The organism is Acinetobacter nectaris CIP 110549 (assembly GCF_000488215.1).
GTDB classification, from domain to species: Bacteria; Pseudomonadota; Gammaproteobacteria; order Pseudomonadales; family Moraxellaceae; genus Acinetobacter; species Acinetobacter nectaris.
In genome coordinates this window covers 738595-755937 of record NZ_KI530712.1, presented here as the reverse complement: position 1 = coordinate 755937, position 17343 = coordinate 738595, and the positions used below count along the sequence as shown (strand labels likewise).

13 protein-coding genes are annotated in these 17343 nt (G+C 36.2%); 8 read left to right on the top strand and 5 right to left on the bottom strand.

Translation table 11 applies throughout. The annotated features are described in order from the left end of the window. Nucleotides 1-17 precede the first annotated feature (17 nt). The 5 genes from P256_RS03895 to P256_RS03875 all read right to left on the bottom strand — a co-directional run bounded on the left by P256_RS03895 (nucleotide 18) and on the right by P256_RS03875 (nucleotide 6728). Nucleotides 18-920 carry an AraC family transcriptional regulator gene (locus P256_RS03895; RefSeq protein WP_023272382.1) on the bottom strand — a complete coding sequence of 301 codons (903 nt, stop codon included), beginning with the start codon at nucleotides 918-920 and terminating at the stop codon, nucleotides 18-20. Between the two features lie 158 nt (nucleotides 921-1078). Next, complete coding sequence (locus tag P256_RS03890; RefSeq protein WP_023272381.1) at nucleotides 1079-2779, bottom strand: ABC transporter ATP-binding protein; 1701 nt, start codon at nucleotides 2777-2779, stop codon at nucleotides 1079-1081. A gap of 13 nt (nucleotides 2780-2792) precedes the next feature. Then, nucleotides 2793-3872, bottom strand: coding sequence for an ABC transporter permease (locus tag P256_RS03885; protein ID WP_023272380.1), 1080 nt, complete (start codon nucleotides 3870-3872; stop codon nucleotides 2793-2795). A gap of 8 nt (nucleotides 3873-3880) precedes the next feature. Continuing rightward, nucleotides 3881-4819 carry an ABC transporter permease gene (locus tag P256_RS03880; protein ID WP_023272379.1) on the bottom strand — a complete coding sequence of 313 codons (939 nt, stop codon included), beginning with the start codon at nucleotides 4817-4819 and terminating at the stop codon, nucleotides 3881-3883. A 70-nt stretch (nucleotides 4820-4889) separates the two neighbouring features. Further along, nucleotides 4890-6728, bottom strand: coding sequence for an ABC transporter substrate-binding protein (locus tag P256_RS03875; RefSeq protein WP_023272378.1), 1839 nt, complete (start codon nucleotides 6726-6728; stop codon nucleotides 4890-4892). A 553-nt stretch (nucleotides 6729-7281) separates the two neighbouring features. Between P256_RS03875 and P256_RS03865 the strand changes: the two genes are divergently transcribed. The 8 genes from P256_RS03865 to P256_RS03830 all read left to right on the top strand — a co-directional run bounded on the left by P256_RS03865 (nucleotide 7282) and on the right by P256_RS03830 (nucleotide 17270). Further along, nucleotides 7282-9939, top strand: a complete 2658-nt coding sequence (locus tag P256_RS03865; protein ID WP_023272376.1) for a TonB-dependent receptor — start codon at nucleotides 7282-7284, stop codon at nucleotides 9937-9939. An 86-nt stretch (nucleotides 9940-10025) separates the two neighbouring features. Beyond that, nucleotides 10026-10751, top strand: a complete 726-nt coding sequence (locus P256_RS03860; RefSeq protein WP_023272375.1) for an energy transducer TonB — start codon at nucleotides 10026-10028, stop codon at nucleotides 10749-10751. 27 nt (nucleotides 10752-10778) lie between these two features. After that, nucleotides 10779-11699 (top strand): MotA/TolQ/ExbB proton channel family protein, encoded by a 921-nt coding sequence (locus P256_RS03855; protein ID WP_023272374.1) that lies wholly within the window; start codon nucleotides 10779-10781, stop codon nucleotides 11697-11699. A gap of 4 nt (nucleotides 11700-11703) precedes the next feature. Then, nucleotides 11704-12129 carry an ExbD/TolR family protein gene (locus P256_RS03850; RefSeq protein ID WP_023272373.1) on the top strand — a complete coding sequence of 142 codons (426 nt, stop codon included), beginning with the start codon at nucleotides 11704-11706 and terminating at the stop codon, nucleotides 12127-12129. A gap of 15 nt (nucleotides 12130-12144) precedes the next feature. After that, nucleotides 12145-12552 carry an ExbD/TolR family protein gene (locus P256_RS03845; protein ID WP_023272372.1) on the top strand — a complete coding sequence of 136 codons (408 nt, stop codon included), beginning with the start codon at nucleotides 12145-12147 and terminating at the stop codon, nucleotides 12550-12552. A 168-nt stretch (nucleotides 12553-12720) separates the two neighbouring features. Then, on the top strand, nucleotides 12721-15426 hold the full coding sequence (locus tag P256_RS03840; protein ID WP_023272371.1) for a TonB-dependent receptor domain-containing protein: 2706 nt from the start codon (nucleotides 12721-12723) through the stop codon (nucleotides 15424-15426). 14 nt (nucleotides 15427-15440) lie between these two features. Then, complete coding sequence (gene sbmA, locus P256_RS03835; RefSeq protein ID WP_023272370.1) at nucleotides 15441-16631, top strand: peptide antibiotic transporter SbmA; 1191 nt, start codon at nucleotides 15441-15443, stop codon at nucleotides 16629-16631. 171 nt (nucleotides 16632-16802) lie between these two features. Then, nucleotides 16803-17270, top strand: coding sequence for a (R)-mandelonitrile lyase (locus tag P256_RS03830; protein ID WP_040331632.1), 468 nt, complete (start codon nucleotides 16803-16805; stop codon nucleotides 17268-17270). The last annotated feature ends 73 nt before the right edge of the window (nucleotides 17271-17343 follow it).

Below are 17343 nucleotides of genomic sequence, written 5' to 3'. Positions count from 1 at the left end.
GTAATTGCATTGTGTGTTTAGGAAGGTAGCTCAAAGTATCTTAGATCATGTGATGGCGTGTTCCCAAAGAAACGTTTGTACTCACGAGAGAACTGAGACAGACTTTCATAACCAACTTGTGTGCTTGTAGATGAAATATCTAATTGCGTTGTCATAAGGAGTTTTCTTGCTTCTGTAAGTCGAATTCTTTTTTGATATTGCAAGGGGCTCATAGATGTAATATCACGAAAATGCTGATGAAAGCTTGAAGGGCTCATACCAAATTGCTGTGATATAGTATCTATACGAAAGGGCTCTGAAAAATTAGTTCTTAACCAATCTATAGCTTTGATAATACGATGTCCCGCCGTTCCTGTTGCTGCAATGCGCTTTAAACGTTCTCCTTGAGGACTCATAATTAATCGATAAAGTATTTCTTTAATGATAAGAGGCGATAATATGCTTATATCATTGGGTGTTTGAATGAGCTGTATTAATCGATAAAAAGCATCTTGTAGCGCAATTGTTGTTTCTCCAATTGCGACACCTTTCATTTCTTGTTTTCCGTGTTGAAAAGGGATATTTGCATCGAGCATGAGTTGAGCAAGTATATATGGGTCAAGCCGTAAAATAATTCCTAGATATGGTTTATTCGGTGAGGCTTCTAGTATTTGGGTAATTACTGGTAAATCGATGGTTGTAAATAAGAAGTGCTGTTCATCATAGGTATAGCTTTCTTCTCCTAAAATAACTTGTTTTTTGCCCTGAGTAATGAAACATAAACTGGCATCTAGGATATGGCTAGAGGGTGGTGTAGGTGTATCCCAACGATGTAAAGATAGGCCAGTAATGGGGGTAATATATTTATTTTTGTCTGATATCAGGCTAAGAATGAGTTGATTGAGTTTTTTAGTTTGTATTTTATATTCATCATGATACATAGAAAGTACCGAATAGCATTATATAGATCAAATAATTATATTTTAATCGATTTATTTGAAAATAAAAATAATGATAATTTGGAGGATTAGGCAAACATTTAAGAGAGTAAGTCTAGGTCACATCTTTTATTATAAAATATGTGACCTAATAGAGAAGCTTAAAAATCGTTAGGTGTAGCGGCTAATAATTTTTGTGTATAAGGGTGTTTGGGGTTTTGATAGAGTTCATCTGAGTTCGCAATTTCAACAATATCACCATGATTCATCACCATGACTTGATCCGAAATGTATTTGACTACTGAGAGATCGTGTGAGATGAATATGTAGCTTAAATTATATTCATCTTGTAGTTCTTGTAATAAGTTTAAGACTTGAGCTTGTACGGAAACATCAAGTGCAGATACAGACTCATCACATATAATAATTTCGGGTTTTAATGTTAAACAGCGGGCAATCGCAATACGTTGTCTTTGACCACCTGAAAACTCATGAGGGTATTTATAATAAGCACTTTCAGGAAGACTTACACGTTGTAAAAGATCTAAAGCAATTTTCTTTCTCTCAGCATCATTTTCACCAATATGATGTATTTGCATAGGCTCCAATAAAATTTGACCAACTGTAAATCGTGGGTTTAATGATGCATATGGGTTTTGGAAAATAATTTGAATTTTTCTTTGATAGTTCGCAAAAGCTTGGTCAGAAAGTTTTAAAATATCTTCTCCATCGATAAGGATTTCACCACCATTGGCTTCATGTAAGCGCATAAGTAGGAGTCCAATGGTTGTTTTACCAGAGCCTGATTCACCAACAAGTCCGAGAGTTTTTCCTTTAGCGAGTGTAAATGAAGCATCTTTTACAGCAATAAAAGTTTTGCGTTTGAATAATCCTTGAGATGAATGAAAATATTTCTTTAAGTTCCTTACTTCTAGAATAATTTCTTCGTTACCCGTCAATCCTCTTTCTCTTTGAGGAAGATGATCTAAACTCCCAATATCTGAAATTTTCTCAGCATCTTGGTTCATAAAGTCACTTGTCACAGGTAAACGGTAAGGGCGAGAGTTTAGGCGTGGACGACAATGTAGTAATGCTTGTGTATAAATATCTTTTGGTGAGTGTAAGACATCCTGCGCTTTTCCTTGCTCTCGAATGACACCATATCTCATAACAATCACTTGATCTGCGATTTCACTTACTACAGACAAGTCATGTGTAATGAAAAGTATAGACATATTTCGCCGTTTACGAATATCTTCAAGCAGGTCTATGATTTGTTTTTGAATAGTGACATCAAGTGCAGTTGTTGGTTCATCTGCAATAAGAAGTTTAGGTTCACAAGCAATGGCCATTGCAATCATGACACGTTGTTGTTGCCCACCTGAAAGTTGGCTTGGATAGGCATTATACTTTTCGCTTGGGTTGGGTAAGCCAACCTCTGTGAATAGCGAGATGACTTTGGCCTTGCGTTCTTGTTTGTTTAAAGGTGTATGTAGTTTGAGGATCTCTGAAACTTGTGAACCTACGGTAAATACTGGATTAAGTGAAGACATTGGTTCTTGAAAAATCATGGCAATATCTTTACCACATTTTTTACGAAGTGCCTTAGCTGAAAGGGTTAGTAAGTTTTCGCCTTCAAATAAAATCTGACTTTCTTGGCCGATTCTACTTTGTTTTTTGGGGAGTAATCCCATAGTTGCTAGAGATGTCACAGATTTTCCACTGCCTGATTCACCTACTAAAGCCGTGGTTTGGTTGGGGAGTATATCGAATGAAATGCCTTTAATTGCTTCAGTTTCACCTTGGTCAGATTTGAAAAAAACTTTTAAATCTTTTACAGAAAGTAATGGAGTGTTGTGCATCTGATTTCCTTTATTATTTCATTTTAGGATCTAATGCATCACGTAATGCATCTGTAAATGTTGAAAAAGCAGTGACCAAAATTGCCATCGCAATTGTTGCAGCAGTCAGTTGCCACCATTTTCCAAGTAAAAACTCACTTTGTGCTTCGTTGAGCATACTGCCCCAAGAAACGGTGCCAAGTGGAACGCCAAAGCCTAAAAAGCTCAGAATAACTTCAGATTTAATAAAGGAAACGACTAAAATAGACATTTGAACTAAAGCGATATGACTGACATTTGGAAAGATATGAACAAACATTCTTCTTATGTGACTCACGCCTATGGCTTTAGCTGCAAGTACATATTCACGTTCGACATGCTTCATATATTCAGCACGAATTAGCCGGTACGTACCTGTCCATCCTGTAAGTGCTAAAATTAGAATAATAGATATGAGGCCTTGTTGTTGTAATACAGCTGCAACAGCCAAGACGAGTAGCATGTAAGGAACTGAGGTAAATATATTGTAAAACCAATTAATAATATCATCTACCCAACCATTAAAATAACCCGATACAGCACCTAAAACCGTACCTAAGACAACAGAAAAAAATGCTGCGATTAGACCGACTGAAATAGATGTTTCTGACCCTTTTATTGTTTTTGCAATAATGTCGACACCCCAACGGTCCGCACCAAAAGGTAAACTTTGTTTTAAGGCATTTCGGTTTTCAGTTGGGTGTAATAAAACGGTTTGTGTAATGCTTTGCATTGGTTTTGCAAGAGGGTCTTGTATGCCATACATATCTACGTATGTGGTTTGTTCAATGGTTCTGTCTGTCGATACTTGGGATAAATGAGATAGATTTTGCTCAGAATTATATATAAAGCTCGGTGGTGCATAGGTTACGGCAACTTCTTGGTTCCAACCTTTTGCAATTAGACCTGACATTGAAAGCACAATCATAATTAAATAGGCTAAGACAACAGCAAGTGAAACCAGTGCTGTTTTATCTTTTTTGAGGCGTTTCCAAGCCAATGACCATAAGCTATGAGGCTTTTCAGTTTTAGCAACTTTATGCGTAGGTGACTGCGTTGTAAGATGAGTAGACATAAGCGCACCTATTTTAGTTCTAAGCGTGGATCAATTAATTTATAGACAATATCGGCAATTAAGTTAAAAATCATCGTAAGTGCAGCAATATAAATGGTAACTGCTTTAATAACTGGAAAGTCACTTCGCTCAACAGCGAGAATAACTTCTCGTCCTATACCGGGAATACCAAAGAAACGTTCAATTAAGAATGCACCAATGAGTAGTGCAGGGAGATTAGACATGACATCCGTGACTATGGGAATAGCTGCATTACGCAATACATGAACAAACAGGACACGGGTTTCACTCATTCCTTTTGCACGTGCTGTACGAATATAATCTTGGTCTATTTCATCTAAAATAAAGCTTCTATATAGACGTAATGTGGGTGCAATACTCACCGCGAGCATAATAAGAATAGGAAGAGGGGAAAAATGGAAAAGATTTGTATAAAAGTCGTCTCCCCATCCTTGTACAGGGAACCAATTGAATTTATATGCTAGGAAATATTGAAAAAGAATAATATAAACCAAAATACTAATAGACATTGCAATTGTGCAAGTTGCCATAAGTGTGCGATCAATCCATGTGCCTTTGACCAAAGCAATTGCGAGAGCCAGCGCAACTGCAATGAGTGTTTGGAATATAATCAGAGGAACTAAAATGGTGAGGCTTGGTCCAACACGCGACATAATAATATGACTGACGGTTTCTCCTGTACTCCAACTTGCACCATAGTTAAAGGTGATGACCTGTTTAATGAAGATCCACAGTTGAATATAGTATGGTTGGTTCATACCGAGTTGTTCACGAATGGCTTCAATCTGCTGTGGATTTGCCATTTTTCCTGCCAAAATATAAGCAGGATCACCACCGACCCAATTAAATAAAATGAAGATAAGGATAATAACACCAAGCATGGTTGGAATCATTTGCCATAGTCGTCGAATTGTGTATGACAGCATTGTGCGGTCTCCATATTAATTCATGTATTTTAAGAATCTGACTTTCAATAACATCTGATGTTTATAAAAATTATTTTTTCATATCGATATAAAGCCATGGATTTTTGAGAATAGGATTTCCTTTAAACCCTTGAATATATGGCTGAATGAGAGTCTGTCTATTTGGTGAGTCTAGAGGAACAACAGTGGAATATACCTCGAGTAGGCGTGTCATTTTAAGAAATAATGCTTGGCGTTCTGGACTATTCGGTAAAGCCATACTTTGTTTAAATAACCGATCAAACTCTGGAATTGCAACACAATTAAAATTAGATACATGGACATTTGGCCCATAAAACAATTGTAAAAAGTTTTCACCATCTGGGTAGTCTGCAAACCAGCCTTGAGTCCCCATTTGCACGGCACACTGTTTTTGTGCTCTTAAATATTCGGGAAATTGCATGCTTTTAGCAACCATGCGAATATGTATTTTTTTTAATGAACGTTGCCAAAACTCTGCTACAGCTAAGCTTGAGCTAGACGTCGGCATAGAGTACTGAATAGTAAGTGGTTTACCATTAGGGAGTGTGCGATAGCCATCTGGGCCAATTTTGTAATGGTACTGGTCTAATAATAAATTGGCAGCTTGTACATTATAGGGGCGACTTGTTTTAAAGGTTGGGTCATAACCGACAATATTAGGGGGGATAATTGCGTAAAGCGGAATCATCATGCCATTAAAAACAATATTGATAAAATGGTAGTTTGAAAAAGCCATAGACATCGCGCGCCGTAAAGCAATTTTTTCTTCACTTAAACCGCCAACAATCGGATCGGTCATATTCCAAAACGTATAATATGATGTTATATCACTAACATTTGATAAGTAGATGCCTTCTTTTTTATATTCTGGTCTTAACTCTCCGTTATTTAATGCTTTATTGACTAAGTTAGGTGGTAAATCGAGCCAGTCTAACTGCTTTTGTTTGAAGCCTAACCATTGAGATTGGCCTTCTTCAATAATTTGAATATCTACCATACCTACTTGAGGCATTTTTTTGCCAGTCATCTCGGTAATTATTTTTTTATCGCTGGGATCGTCAGATTTAAAATTCCAAATATAGCCTCGATAGTTTGGGTTATAGTTCAAGACAATCCGTGAGCCTCGTACCCATTTACTTAGAAAGTATGCACCTGTACCTACTGGATGGGACATTACAAAGCCTTGAGGATCTTTATAATGTTCTACGACTTCTCTTGCTAAAGCGGCAGTTGGCGTATGTGCCAAAATCATAGGCAAATTGAAGTCTTTTTCTTTTAGTTTGAGGACAAGGGTATAGCGGTTAGGGGTTTGAATACCTTCAATCGGTGCATCATAATTAAATTTTCCGACTTTTTGGGCATGGTCAACCAGTTGGTCGGCACCGATAAACTTTCCTGCAAAGATATCACTATTAGGAGATCTTAATGCAGGATCGAGTACGCGTTTAAAACTGTAAGCATAATCATATGATGTCAGCTCACGTTTTTTTCCTTTAAATACAGGATCATCTGCAAAAAATATGTGTGGTTTAATATGAATCGTATAAGTGAGGCCATCTGCACTAATCTGAGGCAGTGATGTTGCTGTCAATGGAACAAGCTTTAACGGGCGGGCTAAATAGTCATAGGTATAAAGTGTTTCAAAAATTGAGTCATCTACATAAGATGAATAAAGGTCATTAGTTGCAGCAGGGTCGAACCCTGTTTCTGAAGCAATAAAGTAAGTGTGAACAACTTTGTTCATATCGGCAGCATAGCTTGTAATGGTCGAACTTGTAAGGATTAAACCAATATATAGCGGTAGTCTTTTTTTCAGGTGTTGATGAACTGAGTGGTAGCAGTGCTTTAACTGTTGGCTTTTCACTTTAAAACTTGATCGAATATCCATTTAAAACATGCTCTTACGTCAATAGTGGATCTAAAATAAATAACTTCTGATTGATTTAGATACATTTTTTAATAATGTGCACCAAAATAAATCAGAAGAGATATTTATTAGTGTTGTTTGAAAAAAGTACAATAATGAATAAAAAGTGCTTTAAATATAGAGTAACTTTGTGTATGCATTTACGTTTAGATATCGTATCTGCTGTTATTGCTACTTTATTGGCATCAAAATATACATTTCTTTATATATGCGAACATTGTGCCAATTTAGATAAAATAAGACTAAATATTTTTTTGAACTATCGTTATATGCAAATAAGATCGATGTTTTTAATTTTTATTATAAAATTAAATAAAAACAATAAATTAAATGAATGATGAAAATTAAATAAATATAAAAAACAGCTAAACAATTAAAAAATATAATTTTAGCAAATAAAAATATTTATTTTTTTTTATGGAGAGTGGCACGCTCATTGCAAATAGAAAATTACAAAGTGTCACAAATAGAACTTGAACACTTCATTATTGTATGCGCTATAGAGAGTACCAAAATGAACTATAACAGATTGACTCGTGCAATTCGCTCTACACTTACCGGTACGGTAGGTCTAGGTATAGGTTTAACAGCGGTAATGACACATGCAGACAGTGCATCATCGCAACCCAAAGTAGAGCGAATTACAGTAACAGGCTCCTCTATTAAAGGTGTTGCCGCACAGAGCGCATCACCAATTACAATTGTAAAAACTGAAGAACTCGCAAAAGAAGGTATTACAACAGCAGAGGAAGCTCTATCAAGTATTTCTGCCAATCAATCTAATAGAAGCTCAGGGAGTAGTGTTGGAAGTCCTGGCGGTGCTCTTTCTCAAGCAAACTTACGAGGCTTGGGTGCCAATAAAACATTGGTATTGCTAAATGGTCGCCGTTTAGCAAGTACACCGTTTGATGCTTCGGCTGTTGATTTAAGTACAATTCCTTTGGCACTCATTGACCGTATAGAAATATTAAAAGATGGTGCATCAGCCATTTATGGAACAGATGCCATTGGTGGGGTTATTAACTTTATCACCAAAAAACAATATCAAGGTGGTGGGATTTCAGCAGAAGGTCTTTATCCTAAAGATGGTGGTGGCGTAGGTCAGCAATACACACTATTTGGTGGTTATGGTTCTTTAGATGACCAAGGTTTTAATGTCTATGGCGCAGCAACATATGATAAACAAGACAGTGTGCTTGCAAGCCAAAGAAGTACCTCGAGTAGAGGCGGTGTAATTCCTGAGCTTGGTTTAAACCGTACAAGTAGTGGCAGTTTTCCTGCCAATATTGCAGGCTTAGGTAACCCATATGCCAATTTAGGCTGTGGAAATACGAGTAAAAATGCAGCAGCAGGTGGGTACTGTCGTTATAACAGTCAAGCTGATATCGGTATTGTACCGCAAACAGAAAACTTTTCATTTTTGGGTAAAGGTACATTAAAACTTACAGATAACTTTAATGCGATTGGCGAGTATTTACATGCTGAAAGTAAATTAACCTCGCTTATTGCACCAGATGTATTTTTAGGTCAGGGTTCAGATTATTACATACCAAGTACAAGCCCGTACTACCCAGGAAAAGGAATTACACCTGCATTGAGTGGTGCAAATGGCCAACCACTTGGACTAAACTTGCGTTCTCAAGGCGGCAATCGTCTGACTGAGAGTACAATGAAATCCGATCGTATATTACTCGGTTTAGAGGGTAGTGCTGCAAATTGGGATATTACGACAGGTGTAAGTTATGCAAAAAGTACAGGTGAAACAGCTTTAACAGGTGGCTACATCGATAATGATTTAGTGCGTACTAATCTAGCAAATGGAACATTGAACCCATTTGGTGCAAGTGCCAATAGTGGTATTTGGAACAGCATGCAGATTGATGGTGTTTCACAAAAAGCACAATTAGAAAGTACGAGTTTTGACTTTACGGCAAGTCGTCCAATTTATACATTACCTGCGGGTGATGTTGGCTTTGCTATAGGGACAAACTTTCGCTATGACAAATGGTCTCAGTCACAAAATCCGTATGTGAATAGTCGTGCACAGAGTGCAGCAATTGATCCAACAACAAAAGATAGCTCAGGCTCTAGAAATTTAAAAGCATTATTTACAGAGTTTCAAGTACCTATATTTAAAACTTTGAATGCCCAAATTGCTGCACGTTATGACGACTATAACGACTTTGGTAGTACTTTTAATCCTAAAATTGCATTACGTTGGCAACCTGCAAAACAGTTAATGTTTAGAACAAGTTACTCGACAGGTTTCCGTGCGCCTACATTGTATGAAATGCATAATCAAACAACTAAAACCAATACAGCAGCTAACTGGAATGACCCAGTATTGTGTAAAGGTGGCACACCAAGCAATGGTGGAAATGCAGCAAGAGATTGTAATGCACAGTTCTATTCACAAAATGGTGGAAATACAAACTTACAGCCTGAGAAATCAAATACATTTACTTTTGGGGTCGTGTATGAACCAGTGAAAAATGTCGTACTTTCAGCAGATTACTTTAATATAGAAGTGAAAAACCAAGTTGGTCAGATTAGTGAAAGTGCCATCTTTACAGACCCAACAAAATATGCAGATAAATACATACGTAATGCAGATGGCTCTTTAAATTATATTAACCAAAATCTACAAAACTTAGGAAATACTAAAACATCGGGTATTGATTTAGGCCTGCAATGGCGCAGCCCAATGACTCAATATGGTCGTCTAGGGTTAAGTGTGGATGGCACATATATTAATAATTATAAATTCCAAACTGAAAAAAATGGTGCGTGGGAAAATGCAGTTGGTAAATATAACTCAGACCTTGGTTTAGGTTATGCAGCAGGAACAGTAGTCACGCGTTGGAAGCATAATGCAAACGTAAACTGGAACTACGACGCATGGAATTTAAACCTACAGCAAACTTTCTTTAAAGGTTATTTAGATCAAAATGCAAGTGGACAAAATCATCGCGTTTCTGATTACACGTTATATAACCTATCTGGTACATATACAGGATTTAAAGGTACTGAAATTACTTTAGGCATTAAAAACCTTTTAGATACCAAACCACCTGCATCTAATGTTGTAGATAACTTCCAAATGGGATATGACCCACGCTATAGCGATATTATGGGTCGAACTTATTTTGGCCGTGTTACATATAAATTTTAATTAAAATAAATAGTTAAATTAATTATTTGAGAATGGGTGGATTTTAATTTTTACTAAAATCCACCGACCATATAGGTGCAAAAATTATGAATTTTTATCAGGACGGTGAACGTTCTACCAAGCGATTCATAGGAATAGGAATTGTTGTCTTACTTCATGCACTACTCATTTATGCTTTAGCGACAGGACTTGCACGTGATGTTTTAAAACCCGTACAAGCACCCGTAGAAATGCAAATTATTCAGGAGGTAAAGCCGCCACCTCCACCTCCTAAGCCAAAACCGATTGAAAAACCTAAGCAGGAACCAAAGCCAGTAGCACGGCCAAAACCTGAAGTTGCTAAACCTGAACCTAAAGTTCATCCAAAACAAGAGGTCGTTAAACCGACACCTGTTGTGCCAAAGCCACAAGTGACGCCGCCACCGCAACCGGACGCACCTAAAGTTGAAACACAAACAGAGAAGCCGACACCACCAAGCCCTCCTGTAAAAGAGGCAACACCGGAGCCAGCACCTGCAAAACCTAAGGGTGAAACAAAAGGTGTCTCGGGGAGTGCATCAGCAAGTTGTCCAACACCAGAGTATCCACAAGATGCACTGATGAACGAAGAGCAAGGTACGGTGAGAATACAGTTAGATGTAGGTGCAGATGGGCATGTAACAAGTGCCAAAGTATTGAAATCTTCAGGCTCAAGAGACTTGGATAAAGCAACGATTAGTGCTTATAAAAAATGTGTTTTTGGTGCAGCAATGGAAAATGGTACAGCAACCGCTGGTTCTATTAGCTTGGAATATACATTTAAACTTGATTAATTTTTTGAAGAAATTTGGAAGAATGAGATGAAAAAGAATACGACAGTAAAAACGCTTAAAAAGGTATCTGCGATTTTGGCATTATGTGGGGCGAGTTTAGTCTCGACCTATAGTATGGCAGATAATCAGCAATCAGCACCTGCAGTAGCAACAGAACAAAAAGCAACAACGACAGCAGCGGCTGATAATGCACACCCAACACCACCACCTGCACCAGCAACTACTGAAAAAGTCAGTAATCCTTATGGCTTAGATGCGGTATGGCGTGAAGGTGATTTTGTTGCACGTGGCACGCTTATTATTATGCTATTAATGTCTGCAGGTACGTGGTACCTCATTGTGACAAAATTCCTTGAACAACAACAAGTGAAAAAACAAGGTAAAGTTGCTCGAGAGAAATTTTGGAATGCACCAAGTATTTCAAAAGGTGCTGAAGTTTTAGAGCATAAAAGTGCATACCGCTTTATTGCTGAAAAAGCACATAGTTCAACACAAAATCATGGCAGTCATATGCTTGATAAAATTGACTTTAATACTTGGGTCACTTTAAGTATTCAACGTGCTGTCGAAAAGGTACAAAGTCGCTTGTCTGGTGGTCTTGCATTTTTAGCAACTGTTGGTTCAACTTCGCCGTTTGTGGGATTGTTCGGGACAGTATGGGGAATTTACCATGCACTGACTGCAATTGGTATTTCGGGTCAGGCTTCTATTGATAAAGTGGCAGGCCCAGTTGGTGAAGCACTGATTATGACAGCGATTGGTCTTGCAGTGGCTGTACCTGCAGTTCTTGGTTATAACTGGTTAATTCGACGCAATAAATCTATTTTAGAAGAAGTCCGTTCTTTTGGTTCAGACCTTCATGCTGTTGCATTAAGTGGCAATATGGTTTCAGGCGATGCACCACTTGCAACAACCAAAGCCAAAGCGACTCAAGCTGCTGTGGAGTAATACAATGGGAATGAATGTTGCTTCAGAAGATGATGATGGTGATGTAATTGGTGTCATAAATACAACACCTCTTGTAGACGTTATGTTGGTACTGCTGATTATATTTTTGATTACAGTACCTGTAGTTACACATACAATTCCAGTAAAACTCCCAGAAGAGACGGATCAAAAATATCAGACCAAACCCGAAAATATTACTTTGGCTGTTAATAAGAATGGTCAAGTTTTTTGGAATGAACAATATATTCCAACACAAGATGTATTGTTGAACCGTTTAAAAGAAAACTCGGTAAAACGACCACAGCCTGAAGTGCATATTCGAGGGGATCAACAAACGCATTATGATGCAATTGGTAAAGTGATTGAGACTGTTCAACAAGCGGGTATCGCAAAAATCGCATTTGTGACTCAACCACCTGCACGTGGCTGAGTCAAGGAGTTCATTATGGGAATGACACCAAGCTCAAATAATTCAGATGATGATGTAATGTTGGAAGTAAACATGACACCATTAATTGATGTCATGTTAGTACTGATTATTATGTTTATTATTACAATACCAATTCAAAATAATGCAATTAATATTAATATGCCTGCACCATCGCCACCAACAAAAGAGAAACCTCCTGAGGTTGTTACTATTTTAATTAAAACCAATGGTGATATTTTGTGGAATGATGAATTGGTAAAAGATAAAATGGTATTAGATTCAAAGTTAATTGCAATATCTAAAAAAACTGACCAAGATCAAGTACAGATTAAACCTGAACCACAAGCTTCATATAAAGATGTTGCTATGGTTATGGCATCTGCACAAAAATTAGGTGTAAAGAATATGGGTATTATGAATTAATTTTTTAAAATAAATTAAATTATTTTAAGCGAGACCATAGATGATTATTTTTATAATATTTGTCTATGGTCTTTTTTATTAAAAAATAATATTCTTTTCATAATATGGTATTTATAAATTTTATTTTTAATTGATATATTTTTATTTTTAGAAAATAAAAATTTAACTATGAAGAATTTTGAAATTAATCGTAATAATAAATATGTGGCATTATCATCTACATTTCTACTATTTAATATTTTTTTTCAAGTTGGCACTGTTCATGCGGAAAAAGAGGCAGACAATACAGTGAATGTGACTGTGACTGGATCGAGAATTTCCAAAGCGGCAAAGGATGGTGCAAACTCAATTACAGTTATTAAGGCATCGGATATAGAGCGAGAGGGGTTTAGTAATGCCTATGAGGCATTAAATAATTTTTCGCAAAATACAGGAACGACCCAAGGTTCAGATGCAGGGAATACATATACTCCGACAGCAAATACGATTAGTTTGAAAGGTTTAGGTCCGAATCATACACTGATTTTAATTAATGGACACCGGGTTGCGGATTATCCAACGGCATATGATGGTGCAGTCAACTTTGTCAACTTAGCAAATATTCCGTCTGCAATTATTGATCGAATAGAAATTTTAAGTAATGGTGCATCTGCGATTTATGGCTCAGATGCAATTGCTGGGGTGGTCAATATTATTTTAAAGAAGGCAACGGATGGTACACAAATTAACTTTAAGACGGGAGGAACGCAACAAGGTGGTGGGGAAAATGGAAGACTACAACTCACAGGAAGTAAGGAGTGGAATGATCATTTTAATACTGTATATGCAGTAGAGTTAAGTACCCGTAAACCAATCTGGGCAAAAGACCGTGACTTTATGTCAAATACATCTTTGTTGGGGGAAAAACCAAGAAATATTGCGGGAAGAAAAGATGCTGTAACAGGAGCATATTTACCTATAGGCGGATGCACAGGATTATCTAAGTTATTTAGTGGTACGGTCATACAGTATGGTGGAACAGATAATTGTGCTTCGAGTGTTTCAAGGCCTACTTATTGGACCATTCAAACAAAAAATAAAAGTGAAAACTTATATTTAGGCAATACATATACAGTTAACGATAATTTAGAATTTTTTGCTGAAGGACTTTTGGGTTTAAACCAAATGGAGAACAACACCAGAGGGCCATCATGGACATCTTTATCAGCTACCCAAGGTTATTTTTTAAATCAAAATTCTGGGAATTATGAAATTTGGAACCGTTCGTTTGCACCTGAAGAAATTGGTGAAGTAAATGCAATCAATAGTAAATGGAATGATCTTTCTGCAAATATCAATTTAGGTGTTCGTGGAAATATTGCCGATACCAGTTGGAAGTATGAAACATCTTATACAGGATCGATTTATACCAGTGAAATTACACGTAAAGGGCGTTTACTAGCAAATGTAGATAATTATTTTCTTGGAAAACAGTTAGGTACAGATGCGAGTGGAATCCCTATCTATTTACCTGATATTTCTAAGATTAATACGCCACTAACAGCCAACTTGTTTAATACCATCTCTGGTGCAACTGTAGAAAAAGATAAATCATGGTCACAGTCTCTTAACTTTAGTACCACAGGTAATGTTTTTAAACTTCCAAAAGGCCAAGCAAAACTTGCACTTATAGCAGAGTTAGGACGACAAGGATTTACGATTAAACCTGATTCTAATTTAAGTAATAATGTTTTTTATAATGCAAATTCTCAAGGTGGATATGGTGGAATAAGGGATAGGCAGGCCTTAGGTGCAGAGTTGTACTTACCATTATTAACGAATTTAAGTAGTACTTTATCTGGACGTTATGATCGTTATTCACTTTCAGATAATGCAATTAGTAAATTTACATTTGGTTCCAATTTAGAGTTTCGACCAGTATCTACGCTTTTACTACGTGCAAATTATGCAACGAGTTTCAGAGCGCCAGATATGAATTATGTCTTCTTACAGAAACAAAATGGTTATTATCCATCAACCACTGATTATTGGAGATGTGAGCAAAGTGGTCAACCATTAAATAAATGTCAATATGCGAATGTTTCTCCTGGAGCAAATTATACACTTGTTGGTAATAAAGACTTGAAGCCTGAAAATGGGGCTTCTTATGGAGCAGGTTTTGTATGGTCGCCTAAGAAAAATATAGATGTTTCTTTAGATTATTGGCATGTGAAAATAAATAACTTGATCACAAACTTAGATCCAGATCGTTTATTAAAAACCGAAGCAGATTGTCGTGCGGGGAGAGACAATATCGCTTCTTCTCAGTGTCAAGATGCTTTCGCTCGAATTCAACGTAATCCAGCCTCAAATTTAATTACTGCAAATGATATTACCAATATTAATGTACAGCCAATTAATGCTGCAACACAGCAGGTTAGTGGTATTGATTTGACCACAAATTGGCGTTTTAGCCCACTTGATTTAGGTCAATTTATTTGGAGCATTAATTATACGAGACTTCTAAGCAGTAAGAGTAAACAGTTTGAAAGTGATCAATACAATAATGATTTAAAAGATATGACCAATACAGATTGGAGAGATAAGTTAAATACAAGCCTCAGTTGGAGTAAAAATAAATTTGCCTCTACTGTTTTAGTGAATAGATTTGGAAAAATCCCAAGTTCAGATGGCAGTGTATATCTAAAACCTGAAATTACTGTGAACTGGAGTGCATCTTATAAAGTTTCTAGCCAACTTTCAGCATCAGTTATTGTAAATAATTTATTCAATAATATACCTAAAGATTATACGGGTGGATGGCCATATTATCCTGTAAATAATTATTCTGCATATGGTAGAGAAGCTTGGTTAGAAGTGAACTATAAGTTTTAATGGTGTAAAATTATATGTTCAAGTCATTTTTCCCAGCGCCTATTCAGTTTTTTATTTCATTTGTTATATGGTCTCTTACTAGTTCCTTTATATGGATTTTAGGAGGGAAGAGTTGGGCTGTGTATATTGGTTTTCCTAAAAATTATTTTATTGAAAAGTCATCTGTTGGTGTAAGTCGATTTATTGATCTAATGTATATATGGTCTTATATTTGGTATTTTGCATCAGTTCTTATTTTTTTTATATTTTGGAAGATTTTTAGTCACCATAAGTGGAATAAATGGTCGATATTAGGCTCAGCATTTATTTTATTTAATATTTGGTTAGGTGTGCAAATCAGTATTGCCGTGAATGAGTGGTATGGGCCATTTTGGGATTTAGTGCAAAGTATACTTCTCAATAAAGGCGGAGATATCAGTAAGCTTTATCATGGAATATTAATTTTTCTATATATTGCTATGTTTTCAGTGACATTAAATGTAATTAACTCATTTTTTATTAGTCATTATATTTTTCGTTGGAGAACGGCAATGAATGAGTATTATGTTCTTCATTGGAAAAAATTAAGGCATATTGAGGGTGCATCTCAACGTGTACAAGAAGATACCATGAGGTTTGCAACAATCATGGAAGATTTAGGTGTGAAATTCATAAAATCTTTGATGACATTAATTGCATTTACACCGATTTTAATCGAGCTTTCTAAGTCTGTTCCCACTTTACCATTTGTAGGGAGTGTTCCTCATTCTTTGGTATGGGCAAGTATTGTGTGGTCAATTTTTGGTACATTACTTTTGATGTTTACAGGAATGAAACTTCCCGGGTTAGAGTTTAATAATCAAAGAGTTGAAGCATCATATCGTAAAGAACTGGTTTACGGAGAGGATGACCCTAACCGTGCAAAGCCTTTAACATTAGAAAGTTTATTTAAAGAAGTGAGATATAACTATTTTAAGCTATATTTTCATTATTCTTATTTTAATATGGTGAGTTCATGGTATGTACAGCTTGATATTATCTTTAATTTAATCATTTTATTTCCATCTATTTCAGCCGGAATTATGACATTGGGATTAATTAATCAAATTCGAAATGTTTTTGATGAAGTCAGTACATCTTTCCAGTATTTAGTGAATTCTTGGAAGGTCATTATTGAGCTTTTATCCATTAAAAAACGATTAAAATTATTTGAATCAATCATTTAAGCTTAGTTTTTTTCTAAAAAACCCTCTTTTACTGTATTCAGTATGAGAGGTTTTTATATTAGTACATGAGAAATTGGAGGATTAGGCAAATATTAAAGAGGATCATAAAAGCACATAAGCACGTTACTTCTTATACTAAATAAATCGGTTTATATGTGATGGTATTTCAATATGGCTGATGGAAATGAATGTATCAATAGTAAGGAAGAACATAAAATGAGTGATGTACAAACAGTAAAAAAATCAATTCAGCGGCAAGTAATTCAAGGTTCAAATCAAAACTTTACAGGTACTGTTGAAATTTCACCGCTGACCACTGTCAAAGATGGGATTAACGTACCATCAGCATATGTCAACTTTGATACAACCGCGAGAACTGTCTGGCATAGGCATCCTAAAGGACAATATCTTATTGTTACAGAAGGAGAAGGCATTGTGCAAGAATGGGGTAAGCCTGCTGAAAAAATAGCAGTAGGAGATGTGGTTTATTGTCCACCAGGCGTAAAGCATTGGCATGGCGCTGGATGTAACTGTGCAATGACTCATTTGGCATTGACAGGAACTGATGAAAATGGACACAACGTAGATTGGTTGGAACCTGTGACAGAGGCACAGTATAAAAGTGCTTTAATAGATTAAAGTCAAGGTAAAACTATTTAGTATTGCTGTGGCATATAGTGATTAGAAACAAAAGTTATATGAAGAATAATAG

Coding starts and splice junctions, on each gene's coding strand:
- P256_RS03895 (WP_023272382.1), bottom strand. CDS start 920: ATGTATCATGATGAATATAAAATACAAACTAAAAAACTCAATCAACTC.
- P256_RS03890 (WP_023272381.1), bottom strand. CDS start 2,779: ATGCACAACACTCCATTACTTTCTGTAAAAGATTTAAAAGTTTTTTTC.
- P256_RS03885 (WP_023272380.1), bottom strand. CDS start 3,872: ATGTCTACTCATCTTACAACGCAGTCACCTACGCATAAAGTTGCTAAA.
- P256_RS03880 (WP_023272379.1), bottom strand. CDS start 4,819: ATGCTGTCATACACAATTCGACGACTATGGCAAATGATTCCAACCATG.
- P256_RS03875 (WP_023272378.1), bottom strand. CDS start 6,728: ATGGATATTCGATCAAGTTTTAAAGTGAAAAGCCAACAGTTAAAGCAC.
- P256_RS03865 (WP_023272376.1), top strand. CDS start 7,282: ATGAACTATAACAGATTGACTCGTGCAATTCGCTCTACACTTACCGGT.
- P256_RS03860 (WP_023272375.1), top strand. CDS start 10,026: ATGAATTTTTATCAGGACGGTGAACGTTCTACCAAGCGATTCATAGGA.
- P256_RS03855 (WP_023272374.1), top strand. CDS start 10,779: ATGAAAAAGAATACGACAGTAAAAACGCTTAAAAAGGTATCTGCGATT.
- P256_RS03850 (WP_023272373.1), top strand. CDS start 11,704: ATGGGAATGAATGTTGCTTCAGAAGATGATGATGGTGATGTAATTGGT.
- P256_RS03845 (WP_023272372.1), top strand. CDS start 12,145: ATGGGAATGACACCAAGCTCAAATAATTCAGATGATGATGTAATGTTG.
- P256_RS03840 (WP_023272371.1), top strand. CDS start 12,721: ATGAAGAATTTTGAAATTAATCGTAATAATAAATATGTGGCATTATCA.
- sbmA (WP_023272370.1), top strand. CDS start 15,441: ATGTTCAAGTCATTTTTCCCAGCGCCTATTCAGTTTTTTATTTCATTT.
- P256_RS03830 (WP_040331632.1), top strand. CDS start 16,803: ATGGCTGATGGAAATGAATGTATCAATAGTAAGGAAGAACATAAAATG.